The sequence below is a fragment of the Actinotignum timonense genome, from assembly GCF_900155575.1.
GTDB classification, from domain to species: domain Bacteria; phylum Actinomycetota; class Actinomycetes; order Actinomycetales; family Actinomycetaceae; genus Actinotignum; species Actinotignum timonense.
The window spans coordinates 1,940,055-1,953,261 of sequence record NZ_LT706966.1 but is presented as its reverse complement, the minus strand read 5'-3'; the positions used below and the strand labels follow the sequence as shown (position 1 = coordinate 1,953,261).

9 protein-coding genes are annotated in these 13,207 nt (G+C 61.5%); 6 read left to right on the top strand and 3 right to left on the bottom strand.

The features are described 5' to 3' along the window. Positions 1-339: 339 nt before the first annotated feature. The 3 genes from CZ322_RS08325 to CZ322_RS08315 all read left to right on the top strand — a co-directional run bounded on the left by CZ322_RS08325 (position 340) and on the right by CZ322_RS08315 (position 5,642). A complete protein-coding gene (locus CZ322_RS08325; protein WP_143231888.1) occupies positions 340-3,063 on the top strand; it encodes an MSCRAMM family protein in 2,724 nt (907 codons plus the stop codon). A 132-nt stretch (positions 3,064-3,195) separates the two neighbouring features. Beyond that, positions 3,196-4,671 carry a SpaH/EbpB family LPXTG-anchored major pilin gene (locus tag CZ322_RS08320; RefSeq protein ID WP_087070914.1) on the top strand — a complete coding sequence of 492 codons (1,476 nt, stop codon included), beginning with the start codon at positions 3,196-3,198 and terminating at the stop codon, positions 4,669-4,671. Positions 4,672-4,757: 86 nt separating this feature from the next. Next, positions 4,758-5,642: a class C sortase gene (locus CZ322_RS08315; RefSeq protein WP_087070913.1), complete on the top strand. Its 885-nt coding sequence runs from the start codon at positions 4,758-4,760 to the stop codon at positions 5,640-5,642. 53 nt (positions 5,643-5,695) lie between these two features. Here CZ322_RS08315 and CZ322_RS08310 read toward each other — a convergent pair whose 3' ends face one another. Next, on the bottom strand, positions 5,696-6,166 hold the full coding sequence (locus tag CZ322_RS08310; RefSeq protein WP_087070912.1) for a hypothetical protein: 471 nt from the start codon (positions 6,164-6,166) through the stop codon (positions 5,696-5,698). After that, positions 6,166-8,943: a bifunctional lysylphosphatidylglycerol flippase/synthetase MprF gene (gene mprF, locus CZ322_RS08305; protein WP_234984512.1), complete on the bottom strand. Its 2,778-nt coding sequence runs from the start codon at positions 8,941-8,943 to the stop codon at positions 6,166-6,168. Before mprF ends, CZ322_RS08310 begins: the two co-directional genes overlap by 1 nt. Before the next feature lie 217 nt (positions 8,944-9,160). Here mprF and CZ322_RS08300 point away from each other — a divergent pair, with 217 nt between their 5' ends. From CZ322_RS08300 to CZ322_RS08290, 3 genes are all read left to right on the top strand, one after another. Then, positions 9,161-9,445, top strand: coding sequence for an HU family DNA-binding protein (locus CZ322_RS08300; RefSeq protein ID WP_087070911.1), 285 nt, complete (start codon positions 9,161-9,163; stop codon positions 9,443-9,445). 168 nt (positions 9,446-9,613) lie between these two features. Next, the gene (locus tag CZ322_RS08295) at positions 9,614-9,958 is read left to right on the top strand and encodes a DUF3039 domain-containing protein (protein WP_026429494.1); all 345 of its coding nucleotides are present in this window, start codon (positions 9,614-9,616) and stop codon (positions 9,956-9,958) included. Further along, on the top strand, positions 9,919-11,736 hold the full coding sequence (locus CZ322_RS08290) for a DEAD/DEAH box helicase (protein WP_234984511.1): 1,818 nt from the start codon (positions 9,919-9,921) through the stop codon (positions 11,734-11,736). The genes CZ322_RS08295 and CZ322_RS08290 overlap by 40 nt, the downstream gene beginning before the upstream one ends. A gap of 53 nt (positions 11,737-11,789) precedes the next feature. On the opposite strand, the gene CZ322_RS08285 is transcribed toward CZ322_RS08290, so the two are convergent. After that, the gene (locus CZ322_RS08285) at positions 11,790-13,145 is read right to left on the bottom strand and encodes a nicotinate phosphoribosyltransferase (protein ID WP_026429492.1); all 1,356 of its coding nucleotides are present in this window, start codon (positions 13,143-13,145) and stop codon (positions 11,790-11,792) included. Between the last annotated feature and the right edge of the window lie 62 nt (positions 13,146-13,207).

Here is a 13,207-nt window from a genome sequence, read left to right as displayed (position 1 = left end):
AAGTTCTTTACTAATCGGTGAAAATTCATTTCAAATCAACGATGTAGGTCAAGGGTCCTAGAAGTCGCCATGCTACGTTGATGCGAAAAAATGCGGGGGGGGGGGTGCCATTTTCGGGGATTTTTAGCGCCATAGTACGCCAATTTTCCAAGTGTAAAGATTTGCAAAAAATTTTCAGGCTGGGAGCCGTCTGGGAACTTTGGCGGAGATGAATCACGTTTCACCTTACTGGACAGTAGGTAGTTCCTCCCGTAGCTTGTTAAGGCGATTGATAACTATTAGTTATATGGCGGGCTGATCAACCACTTCCGGTGATCAATTCTTCGTGTAATGGACAGGATGAGCGTGAATTTTCGGGCGATACCGGCAACGGTTGCAACGATCGTGGCCGCACTCATGACCAGCCATGCCACGGGTCTCCCATTTTCGGGTACCCCGGCGCCTCATCCCACCCCTGGTATCGCCACCGCTCAAGATGCCAGCGATCAGCCCACCTCGGAAGCTACGGAACCCGGCACCGCCGCCGCGGATCCTGCACAGCCTAATCTCGCCAGCCCGGCTGCGCCGTCGGCCTCCACTGAAACAGGCGCCACCGAAGAAAACGCGACCGAAGAAGGCAGCGCAGGCGCAACAGAAGGCAACCAAGAAACCACCCCGGCACCGGATACCGATCCGAATGCCGCGGGCGCAACCGATACCACCACTCCGCTGGACCGGGCGCAGAAGAGCTGGCGCGAACAGCTTGGAATCCTGGAACAGCCGGAAGGCACCCCGCGGGATGGCTCGGCCAGCCCGCTCGCCGCGCCGCCGAGCCGCTTCGCGCCGCGCAATGTGGCCCCGAGCCGCATGGAGCAGTGCACCGGCCGTGGTTTCTACTCGATGGGCTCCGGTAAAGGCGAAATCAACCGGATTACTTTCCAGCCCAACGGCCAGCTGGGTTCCGAACCGGTGGGCCGCGTGGAATGGAAGAAGGATACCGGCGCGGGCCGCAATCTCGGCTACGATGCCCTGGCCATCGCTGCGGACGGTTCCATGTGGCATGCCGAGTTCCAGGGTTCTACCCAGCCGGGAACAAACCCGAATACGTGGATTAGCCACGGGCGCATCAGCAATACCGGGGACAAGGGCTACCAAAGCCTCGAGCGTTACCAGATCATCAATCCGCAAATGCCGATCAAGGGTGGAACGATGTCGCCGGACGGTAAGTACGTCCTCATCGGTGACACCGCAAATGCTGGCCCCAATTACAAGTCGAAGCGCAAGCTCATGGTGTTCGACCCGGCTACCAAGCGCCTGGTGACTCTTGGTTACCTGAGCTCCAGCAGTCTGTCCTCCGCGGTTTTCTCCGACATGATTTTCGATAAGGACGGTAATCTTTATCTACTGGCGGGTTCCGCGGAGGGGCGCCTCAATAACCAGGGTCGCGATTTTTCCGGCTTGACCCAGATGCGCATTGATCGTATCGATGCCGCAGATTTCCAGGCTGCCTACAACCGGGCCATTGCGCAGGGTCAGTTCGCGACCGCGAATAATGCCCGCAATCCGCAAATCAATCTCAATACAATCCGCAATAAGAATTTCCCGGAGCTGCCGGCCCAGCTCATTCGCTCTTTCCACATGAATATCATGATGTTTGAGCCCGGCGGGCTCGCTGCGGGCTCCAACGGTTCGTTCTATATCTCTGGGCGCTATACCGGGCAGAACCCGGGTGCTAATAATGGGCGCGGCGGCTTTGCGCGCAGTGCGATCTACGAAGTCGATATCATTTCCGGCGAAGTGAAGAACGGCGGCAAGCCCGTCTTCAAGACGCCTGACCCGGCCGCTAACGATATGTACAACGGCCAGTGGGCTGATCAGTTCATCGTCGATTTGGAAGGCTGCGCGGATCTTCCTACCATTAGCGCGGAGAAGAACATCACCAAGCGCCTGAATGAGCGCGACCAGTTCACAGTGACCGTGGCGGAGAAGAACCCGGGTACGAATCCGCTGGGAGGCGCCCCGTATTCCGAATCCGTTACGACGACGGGCCAAGCCGATGGTCCCCAAACGCCGACGCGCAAGATGCTGCGTGGCCGGGATCGCGTGTATGTGCTCAAGGAGCAGATGGCCGGCGGTTCGGCGTCGTCGCTCAGTGACTACAACAAAGTGTGGAGCTGCACGGACAAGCTGGGGCGGAATGTTCAGGTGCGCGGGCAACGCGAGGAAGGCGGTGCTTTCCTCGGGGAAGTGACCTCGCCTGCCGTGAGTGGAAATCTCACGTGCTCGGTATTGAATAGCCCGAAGGTAACTTCGCTGACCATCCAGAAGCAAGATGCGGATTATAGTGATCCGCTGCCCGGTGCCGTTTTCGACCTGTGCGAGGATACCAACGGGAACGGACGCTGCGATGCTGGCGAGCCGCGCCAGGGCGAGCGCACCACGGATCAATACGGCCGAGCCAGGTGGGATAATGTGCTCATTGGCCGGCGCTACGTGGTGGATGAAGTTTCTGCCCCGCGCGGTTACCGGCCTGCTGGCGCACCGCAGGTTGTGACGACCAAGCAGCAGAATCCCCCGGTCATTATTAAGAATGATCGTGTGCGTGGCACCATCGTCTGGGAGAAGAAGGAAACCGGGTCAGAGAAGTACCTCAAGGGATCCGTCTGGACGATACGCGATCAGCATAGGCGTCCCTTCGAGGTGACCGATTGCGTGGGGGAGACCGCGCAGGCGTGCCCGGTAACCAAGCTGTGGCAGGATCAGGATCCGCGCCCGGGCAAATTCCGCCTGGAGAACGTGCCCTGGGGTACCTACACCCTAGAAGAAAAGACCGCGCCACTGGGCTACGTGAAGTCCACCGAGGTGAAAACCGTGGAGGTGAGCGCCACAACGGTCACGAATGACCGCAACGAGCCCGTGGAACTGAATCTCGGCGCGATTTACAACAAGCTTCGTGAGGCACCGCCGCTTCCACTCACCGGTGGGTGGAGTGATAGCGCGTTCCGCACGGCAGGTTTCGCGGTGCTCGGGGGAGCTGTGCTCCTGGTGAGCATCGTGATGATCAGACGGCGAAACCGGGGGTGAGCGTGGAATAAAGGCTCAACCACTGAGAACTATCTGCGCGGGTAACACCGCGTATCTACCGCCGCCCTTGGGGCAAATATAACCACACAACTAATTGAAGCAATATGTGCTGCAATCACGGAGAGGACTACCATGCAGCTGAAGAAATCTATCCGCGCGGTGCTCGCCGCCCTGATCACCGCCCTCCTCGGCGCGGCCGGTCTGGTGCTCGCACCCGGGGCCCACGCTGCCCCGCAGAACGACAATCTCGGTAACCCCGATCTCACCCGCAAGGGCTCGATTGTGGTTCACAAGTACGAGAATCCGGCCTGGAACCAGGCGAATAACGGTCGTCCGCTGACCGCTCCCGATACCGCGAAGGCTATGGACGGCGTTGAGTTCATTCTCCAGAAGGTTAGCGGTATTGACCTGACCAACCCCGACGAATGGGGAAAGATCTCCCAGCTTCAGTACGACGAAGCTGCGAAGAAGGTTACCTACAATGGCCAGGACGTTACTCTCGACGCTAACGAAACAAAGCAGGTCACCGCTGCTGGTGGCACTGCCACTTTCGGTGACCTCGCTGCTGGCGTGTACCTGGTTCGTGAAGGCGATACCGGTACCCACAAGGTGATCAAGAAGGCCCAGCCCTTCTTCGTCTCCATCCCCTTCCCCTCCAAGGAAGGTCAGACCGCTAAGTGGCTCTACGACGTTCATGCTTACCCGAAGAATACCGTGTCCGATGATGGCACCAAGACCCTGAAGGATGAATCGGCCCAGAAGGTTGGCGACAACGTTGACTGGGAGATTAAGTACGCTGTTCCCGCCCTCGGCGTGAACGAAACTTACACCAACGTCGGCATGGAAGATCAGCTCGACGCTCACCTCAAGTACAAGAACGCCGTGGTGACTCTTGGTGGTGAAGCACTTACCCAGGACGCCGACTACACCGTGACCGTGGAGCCTGCCGATAAGGGTGAAACCGATACCGCTGTGAGCCAGAAGGTGACCATCAAGCTGACCCCGGCTCGCCTCGCTAAGGTGGCTGCTGGTCAGGAATTCAAGGTTGTCCTTTCCACTCAGATCACCGGTGTTCCGCAGAACGGTGAAATCCCCAACTCCTTCGGTCCGATTGTCAACGATTACCAGCCTGGTGTCACCACCACGACCTCTGACCGCAAGGTCAAGCTTGGTGAGCTCCTCGTTCTCAAGCGCGATAAGGATGATCAGAAGCCTCTGAAGGACGCCGAATTCGCAGTGTTCGCGACGAAGGAAGCCGCGACCGCGGGCACTGATCCGATTGCCAAGGCCGTTTCTGGTGAGGACGGTCAGGTTCGCTTCGTTGGCTTGGTGCTCGGCACCGAGGACAGCAAGAAGTTCTACCTTAAGGAAACCAAGGCTCCCGCCGGCTACGTAATCAACACGGAAGTCAAGGAAGTTACGGTGAACAAGGGCAAGGCAACTGAGGTTGCCCTGACCATCGACAACACCAAGCATGACGGCCCGAACCTGCCGCTGACCGGTGCTGCTGGCCAGCTCATGCTCACCCTGGGTGGCCTCGCGCTGCTGGGTGCTGCGGGTGGCTTGACCGTCGCTCAGGTTCGCCGCAACCGCGCGGTGAACGCCTAAGCACAGAACTGACCGCGTAACATACGCGGCCTACCGAACGGGTGGGGAGGTGCCATCTGGTACCTCCCCACCCGGGTCTGTATCTCATGAAGAAAAACCTGCTGCTGCCCTACCTCATCGGGCTCCTTGTTATCCTCGGCCTCACCTTGCTGGTGTATCCGCACGCCGCCGCCTGGCTCTCTCAATACGAGCAATCCAAAATCACCGGCGCGTACTCCGATCAAATCGCCACCGCCCAGCCTGATAAAGAAACCCAGCTTGCCGCCGCGCACGCCTATAACGAAGCATTCAACGCCGGCGCGATTCTGGAAGCAAACGAACGCAAAGCCACCGGCACCGGCGACACCACCGCCGCGGACGGCATCTGGCCCTACGAAAAGATTCTTGCTGCGGACTCCGAAGGCCTCATGGCCCGGCTCCGCATTCCCAATATCGACGTTGATTTACCCGTCTACCACGGCACCTCAGATGAGGTCCTCAACCGCGCGGCCGGCCACCTGGAAGGCACCTCGCTGCCGGTAGGCGGGCCGAGTACCCGCGCCGTTATCACCGCGCACCGCGGCCTGGCCAACGCGCGCATGTTCACCGACCTCAATAAGGTCAACGTAGGGGACACCTTCACCATCGAAGTGTTCGGTGACGTACTCACCTATCGCGTCCGTGATACCAAAGTGGTGGCCCCGGAAGATACCGATACCCTGCGGGTAGAAGAAGGAAAAGACCTCGTCACCCTGGTGACCTGCACCCCGCTCGGCATCAACTCCCATCGCATCCTGGTCACGGGAGAGCGCATTATTCCCACCCCGGTGGCAGACGTGAAAGCCGCGAATAAGCCCTCGGATCTGCCGCGCTTCCCATGGTTTGCCATTGCTTACGGCGTGGCTGTGCTGGGCACCATCGGGGTGCTCGGGCGCATGACGTGGAAAGAACGCCGCCGCGCCAAGAACAACGCCGCGAGTTCGGAAGCATAACGCTTGTGGCACAGCAAACGGGAGGGATACTACTCAGTACCCCTCCCGTTCAGCTAAGCCAGTTCCTCTTCAACGCGCAGAAACTCATCCCGGCCAATAGTGAAACGCCGCTTGCTTACCGGCGCGGGCGGGGAGGGAAGCGCAATCGCGTCAAGGTAAAAATCATTGACCCGCACCAGCAGCTGGAGCCGGCCCTGCTCCACCAGGTAGAAAGCACGAGGATGCGGGCCATCCAACCAGCCGCGATACACATCCAAATCCAGGACACTCAGCACAAAGAAGCCAGCTGCCTTCAACCGGTAGTGGCTCGGCCGAGCCTCCAGGTACCAAATCCGGGCATCTGGGAAAAGCTCACGCACCTGATCATCCGCATCGCGCCGCTCAGCCGCCGCGAGCTCGGACTTGTGCCGCTCCGGATCAGCCACCAGCCTACTGCGGACGTTCTGCGTAGCTCGGCGCAGCACCACCATGCCAAATTCGTCCATCGGCGTTTCGGGATTACGCATCGAGGGTCGCTTCGCCATCACGCACCTTTCTTTCCGTGCTTCGTGGCAGCACCAGCATTCGTAGAAGCCGCATCGCGCCCGCCAGCGCCATTGCCCACGGTAGCCATATTACGCGCGGCCTGAGTATCAGCTGCCGGAACGGCAGCTGCGGCGTCGTCGCCCTCACTAGAGCAGGGCGCGGGCAGGCTCCATTGCAGCGGAATCGCCCCGCGGCTGCGGTCCGGATGCTGAATCACGTCGAGGAGTCCCAGGATGGTGGGGGTGAGCGCCGTCGTTCCTGTATACGCAAGATAGCGGGACTGCCAGCGCGGCTTGAACTTTTCCTTGTAGGAACGCAGGCCCTTGAAATTGTAGAGGCGGTCGCCGAAGTCGTAGATCACGCGCACCACCTTTTCGCGCGCCCGCGAAAAACGCGTGGTGCCCGTATTGGACATGGGCGCCATCCCCAGGTTCACATGGGTGTAGCCGTTTTCTTTCGCCCATTCGATCAGCGAAACGAAAATGCCGTCCATGGTGCCGCCCGGCGCGTCGGGGCGAATGCGCATGAGGTCCACGGACGCAACCCCCGGCGCCATCGGCATGAGGCTCGCGAATCCTTCGATACGTTCCTCCCCACGCACCAGCAGCACCGGGGTGCGACCAATATAGGAGGCGTCGAAGAAACCGAGGGAGAAGCCCATTTCGGAACGTTTGCCCAGCCAGGCATCCGAAACTTCGCGCAGCTCCCCGATGAATTCGGGAGTGTAAGGCGGGAAATGCACTTCGAAATGCGTGCCTTTTTCGCCCATGCGGTTGCGCATGCGCCGGAACACCTTGCCCTTATTGCCCACATTGGAGTAGGTGGCCAGGTCCACGGTGGCGTCCTCCCCGATTTTCACGAAGGAGAAACCGATATTCGCGCAGGCCCCCAGGTAAATATCCGCGATCTCGTAAATCGCCACCGAACAGCCGTGTTCATCGGCGTAGGTCACGAACTCCTCGAAGAGCTCCTCGAAGGAGGCCTCGTCCCCAAAGGGATCGCCGAGCACCAGCATGGAGGAACGGTAGGGGCGGTAGAGCAGCGCCGCGCGCCCGTTCGAAGAATAAAAGACCTGCTTATCGCCCAGATAGAAAAGATGCGTGAAGGCATTACCGGCATTGTGCTCGCTCATGAACGTTTCGAAACGATGCACGTCATCCGGGGGGGGCAGCTCAAAATGCGGGGCGCGTGAACGCGAGAAAAGCAGCGCGAGGGAAATGAGGGAAACGAAGCAGATCATGCTCACACCGGTGAGCAGCGCGTGGGCGGTGGGGTATACGTGCGCCTGCGGGGCGCCGTGGATCCAGCGCCAGGCGAAAATTCCGAGGGGGATCCCCACCGCGATGACCGCGGAAAACGCGAAAGAACGCCATTCGAAGGGGAGCGGGTCGCGGTTGAAAGCCCCGCGCGCCAGGTAGAGCAAAATCGCGAAAAGAATAATGACGATAATTGCGCCGGTATCCAGGCCGCGCGCCACCGAGGCCACCGCCGCCACGCCCAACAGAATCAAAATAATCGGGAAAATGCGGCTCACCCGCTGGCGCACCCCGCGCGCCAAAATAAGCAGCATAATCCCCACCAGCAGCGAAACAATACGCGAGGAGCGAATCATTTCGTGGGGGAGGAAGACATGCAGCAGCGCCACCCGCGCGTAAAACGAGGGCGCGAAAGCATTGACGATGGAGAAAATCCCCAGAATCACCACGCCGGTGGAAAGCGCGTTAATGAGCCAGCGTTCGCGTTTCTCGCGATCCTCCAGGCCCAGGCGCGGGTAGGCGTATTCGGCCAGCCAGTACACGGTGGCCGCCAGCCACGGCAGCGCGTAGTAGGTGACGCGGTAGACGATAATCGCGAGCACCAGGGTCGAAGAATCAAAACCGAGGTGCTGGAAGAACACAATAACGGTGAGATCGAAGGTTCCCAGGCCGGCCGGAATGAAGCTGAGCAGGCCCACCAGGGTGGCGGTGGCGTACACAAACACGGCCTGCACGAAAGAAACCTCACCCAGGAACGTGCGCACGCAAATCCAGAAGAACACCGCCGCGGCCAGCCAATCCGCAACGGAAGCAAAAAGCATCTGGAGTTTCTGCCGGAAATTCTGGGTGCCGATCGCGGTGGTGCGCAAGTCAATCTTCCAGAAATGCACTTTGCCAGCCAGGAAATACACCGGGATATACAGGCAGGCCACCACGGGTACCACCAGGAAACGCCCGTCGTAGCGGAAGGCGAAAGGCAGGGTGGCTAGCAGCATGGCGAACAGCCCGAGCAGGTTCGCGGCCCATACCGCAACGCTCGCATCCACGGCGGCTTTGGTGGAGGCCCCGGCCCGCTTGTAGTAGCGCGAGCGAATCGCCCCGCCGGTCAGCCCGCCCAGCCCCGCAAAATTATTAAAAGCCTGGGCGATCCACCCGATTTTCGCGGCGGTTCCCACCGGGATCTCCACCCCGAAATGCCGGGAGGCGAAGATGTCATAAATACCGGTGGCGGTAAAAGCCAGAAAACCGAGGGCCACCAGCTCCACGAGGATAATCGGAGGTGTCGAGCTGAGCACTTTCGCCATCTGTTCACCGCTCAGCTCCTTGAGCTGGCTGTGAGCCACGGCCGCCACGCCGGCGATCACCAGCACGTAGAAAGCGATTTTGAAGGGGCGGGGGTGGGAGCGGATGAAGGCGACAAGTCGCGACACCGGGGAACCTTTCTTCGACGACGACACCCCGGCCCGCGTGCTCACTTTCGCGGCGCTGACCGGCCCGGGGGCTTCCTGAACCTTTCTCATTATGCCCTTAAGCCAGGCATTCGTGCCGGCCAACGGGTGCGGTTCGGGTGCGCAAATCCTGTGACAACTGTGCAAATTGGAGGGAGTTGTGATGTATGTCTTAACCGACACGCGGCGATTTCGCAGAAAATTCTCACTTTGGCGCCAGTTTCCGCTACATTTTTGCTTAGTGGTTCTTATGAGCCATGTACCTGAACAGATATCGAGAGGTATTTTCATGTCCGTTAACCGCACAGAGCTCATCGCAGCTATCGCCGACCGTTCCGGCCTGTCCAAGTCCGATGCCGATAAGGTGATCGCCGCGCTCCAGGAAGTGCTCGTCGATTCGCTTTCCAAGGGCGAAGCCGTGAAGATCACCGGCCTGCTCTCCGTGGAGCGCACCGAGCGCGCCGCCCGCAAGGGCCGCAACCCCCGCACCGGTGAAGAAATCGAGATTCCCGCCGGTTTCGGCGTGAAGATCTCGGCTGGATCCAACCTCAAGAAGGCTGTGTCCAACAAGTAGCCTGAGTTGCTTGTGAGTATCGCCTCCTCGGTTTTGCCGGGGAGGCGATTCTTGTGTAGGGGCGTGTTGAGGTACGACGGCGCTGCCGGGCTCCGGGTACTTTCGCTTTCCACGTGAGGCGCCCCGGTGCGGCTTCCCCGGGCCGGCGCGGGCCGTACAATAGAGCCCATGAGTACTTCCCTTCCCGATCCTTTAGGAACTCCGGGCGCGCCATCGGCCCCGGCCGGCCCGGCCACGGAATCTCAGCAATCCGTCGGGGTGCTGGAACGCACCGAAGAACGCCTTTCTCACGGTGATGAGGAGCGTTTCTCCCACTACGTGCGCAAGGACCGCCTTATGGCTTCCGCCGTGTACGGCCAGCCGGTGGTGGCGCTGTGCGGGAAGATTTGGATTCCTTCGCGCAACCCGGATCGCTATCCGGTGTGCCCCACCTGCAAGGAAATCCGTAAACAGATGGGCAACCAAGGCTCCGGATGGCCCTTCGGGCCGGACGTGCCGGGAAGTGGCAAGTGAGTCTGCACCGCTCGATTCCCGCTTCTACCCCGCATACCCCTTCCGTTTCCGCCGCTTCGAATCTCCCTCCGGCTTTCCCGGCCCGCGCGGCCTGGGGAACCACCTCGAGCCTGCGCTCCTGGCAGGCCGAAGCGCTGCGCCTCTACCTGGAGCGCATGCCCCGGGATTTCCTCGCGGTAGCTACCCCCGGGGCGGGTAAAACCACCTTCGCGCTGCGCGTCGCCGTCGAAATGCTCGCGCGCCACGAGGCCCGCACCATCACGGTGGTCTGCCCCACCGAACACCTGAAAACACAGTGGGCGCAGGCCGCGGCGCGCGTGGGTATTCAGCTGGACGCCGATTTCACCAACGCCCAGCGCACCGAAGGCTCCTTCTTCAACGGGGTGTGCGTGACCTATGCCCAGGTGGCCGCTAACCCGGCCCTGCATCGCGAACGCACCAGCGCCCGGCCCACCTTCGTGATCCTGGACGAGATTCACCACGGCGGGGATGCTCTCTCCTGGGGGGATGGCATTCGCGAAGCCTTCACTCCGGCCACCCGCCGCCTGGCCCTCACCGGCACGCCTTTCCGTTCGGATACCTCGCCCATTCCTTTTGTGACCTACGAACCGGATGGCTATGGGAACTTGCGCTCCAAAGCCGATTACACCTACGGTTACGCCCAGGCGCTGCGCGACGGGGTGGTTCGGCCGGTTATTTTCCTGTCCTATTCGGGGCAGGTGCGCTGGCAAACCAAGCAGGGTGACGTGGTGGCCGCGACCTTAGGCGAGCCACTCACCAAAGATATGACGGCGCAGGCTTGGCGTACCGCCCTCAATCCGGGTGGGGAGTGGATCCCGGAGGTGCTGTCCGCCGCGAACGAACGCCTCACGGTGGTGCGCCGCTCGCTACCCGATTCGGGTGGGCTGGTGATCGCCTCCAACCAGAAGGATGCCCGCGCGTACGCGCAGATCCTCACCGAGATCACCGGGGAAGCACCTACCGTGGTGCTCTCCGACGATGCCGGCGCGAACGAAAAAATCGCCACCTTCGCGGATTCTGATTCGCGGTGGATGGTGGCGGTGCGGATGGTATCCGAAGGGGTGGACGTGCCGCGCCTGGCCGTGGGCGTGTATGCCACCTCGGCTTCGACCCCGCTCTATTTCGCGCAGGCGATCGGGCGTTTCGTGCGGGCCCGGCGGCGCGGGGAAACCGCCACGGTGTTCCTGCCTTCGGTGCCGGTGCTCCTGGAGCTGGCCGCACAGATGGAAAAAGAACGCGACCACGCCATTTCGAAACAGGCGGAGGTGGCCGGCTGGGATGATGACCTGCTGGAGGCCGCCAACCGGGAAGAAAAGGCCAGTGAGGAACTGGAGGGCCCGGGTTACGAAGCCCTGGAATCGGGGGCGCTTTTCGATAGGGCTCTTTTCGACGGCGGTGAATTCGGGCTCGGGGCGGCCGTCGGTTCGGAAGAAGAAGCAGATTTCCTAGGGATTCCCGGGCTGCTCGAACCCGAAGAAGTGACCACGCTGCTGCGCGCCCACCAGGCCGAACAGGCAAAAAAGGCCCGCTCCCAGCGCCCGGCCCCGGGCGCCGATGAGCTCACCCGCCGGCGTACCGCCCGCAAGGAACTCACCCAGCTGGTGGCGGCCTGGGCGAAGAAAACCGGGGACCCGCACGCCCTTATCCACACGGAGTTGCGCCGCGCCTGCGGCGGCCCGGAAGTCGCCCGGGCGAGCGCCGACCAGATCGAAGCGCGCGTGAAAACACTGCGGCGCTGGTTCGTAGGCCAGCGCTAAGCGCTCTGGCCGCTTCGAACCAGCGCCGCAGCGAGCAGGAAGGCGAGCGGGAATTAAGCCGCGGCGTCGTCGCCAGGGAAAATATCCACCATGCGGGTGGGGATCGCGGGTTCCCCGGCGGAGAGGCGCCAGCCGTCGTAGGGGAGGGCGTCGCGCGAGGTGTCGTGGCGCAGGCGGGCGGCGGAGAGGACTTCCGTGCCGCAGTAACGTTCGTCGATGGTGCCGGCCTCTACCAGATGGACCTGGAGCGGGCGGGCGCCCTGTTTCTCCAGGTAGGCCAGGCCCTCGGCGAAACTCGAGGCGCTCACCACCAGTTCCTCGGTGGCGTGCCCGCCGCTCTCCAAGCGCCCGGCAACCTTGAGCCCGCCCACCGAAGCCTTATTCTCCGAAGCCTTGGCGACCTCCTCGGGCCGGCCGTCCGCACCTTCGCGCTGGACTAGCTTGTAGACCATTTGCGCGGTGGGAACCCCCGAGCCGGTGACCAGGCGGGTGCCCACCCCGTAGCCGTCCACCGGGGCGGAATTGAGGGAGGCGATCGCGTACTCATCAAGATCCGAAGTGACGGTGATCTTCGTGGAGGTGGCACCCAGGCGATCCAGCTGTTCACGTACCTTGAAGGCGGTGGCGATCAAATCACCCGAATCAATACGCACCGCACCGATCTCACCGCCGGCCGCGCGCCCGGCCGCCACCGCATTCTCCACGCCCTGCGCGATATTGTAGGTATCCACCAGCAGCGTGGTGCCGGTGCCCATGGCTGCGATCTGAGTATCGAAAGCTTCGCGCTCCGAATCGTGGACCAGAGTGAAAGAATGCGCCGAGGTGCCCGAAACCGGAATCCCGTACTGGCGCCCGGCCTCCAGATCCGAGGTGCCCACAAAACCGGCGATATAGGCCGCGCGGGCCGCGGAAACCGCGCTGCGTTCGTGGGTGCGGCGCGCCCCGAAGTCCACGCAGGGCCGCCCGTGCGCGGCAATCGTCATACGCGAGGCAGCCGTGGCCACCGCCGAGTCATAGTTGAAAATAGAAAGCGCGAGGGTTTCCAGCACGCAGCACTCCGCGAAGGTGCCCACCGCGGTGAGAATAGGGGAACCGGGGAAGTACATTTCACCTTCCGCGTAACCCCAAATATCGCCGGAGAAGCGGAAGGTGCGCAGCCACTCCAGGGTGGAATCAGAAACGATCTTATTGGCGCGCAGGTACTCAATTTCTTCTTCCCCGAAGCGGAAATTCTTCAGGGCGTCGAGCAGGCGGCCCGTGCCGGCCACCACCCCGTAGCGGCGCCCGCCCGGGAGCCGGCGCGCAAAAATCTCAAAAACGGCCCGCCGTTGGGCCTTTCCCGACTGCATGGCCGCATCCACCATGGTCAGCTCGTACATATCAGTGAGCAAAGCAGTTGAAACACTCATATGCCTGAGTCTACCCGCGCCCACCTGAGCTGGCCGGGGATGATAGGCCGCGCCGGCAGAAG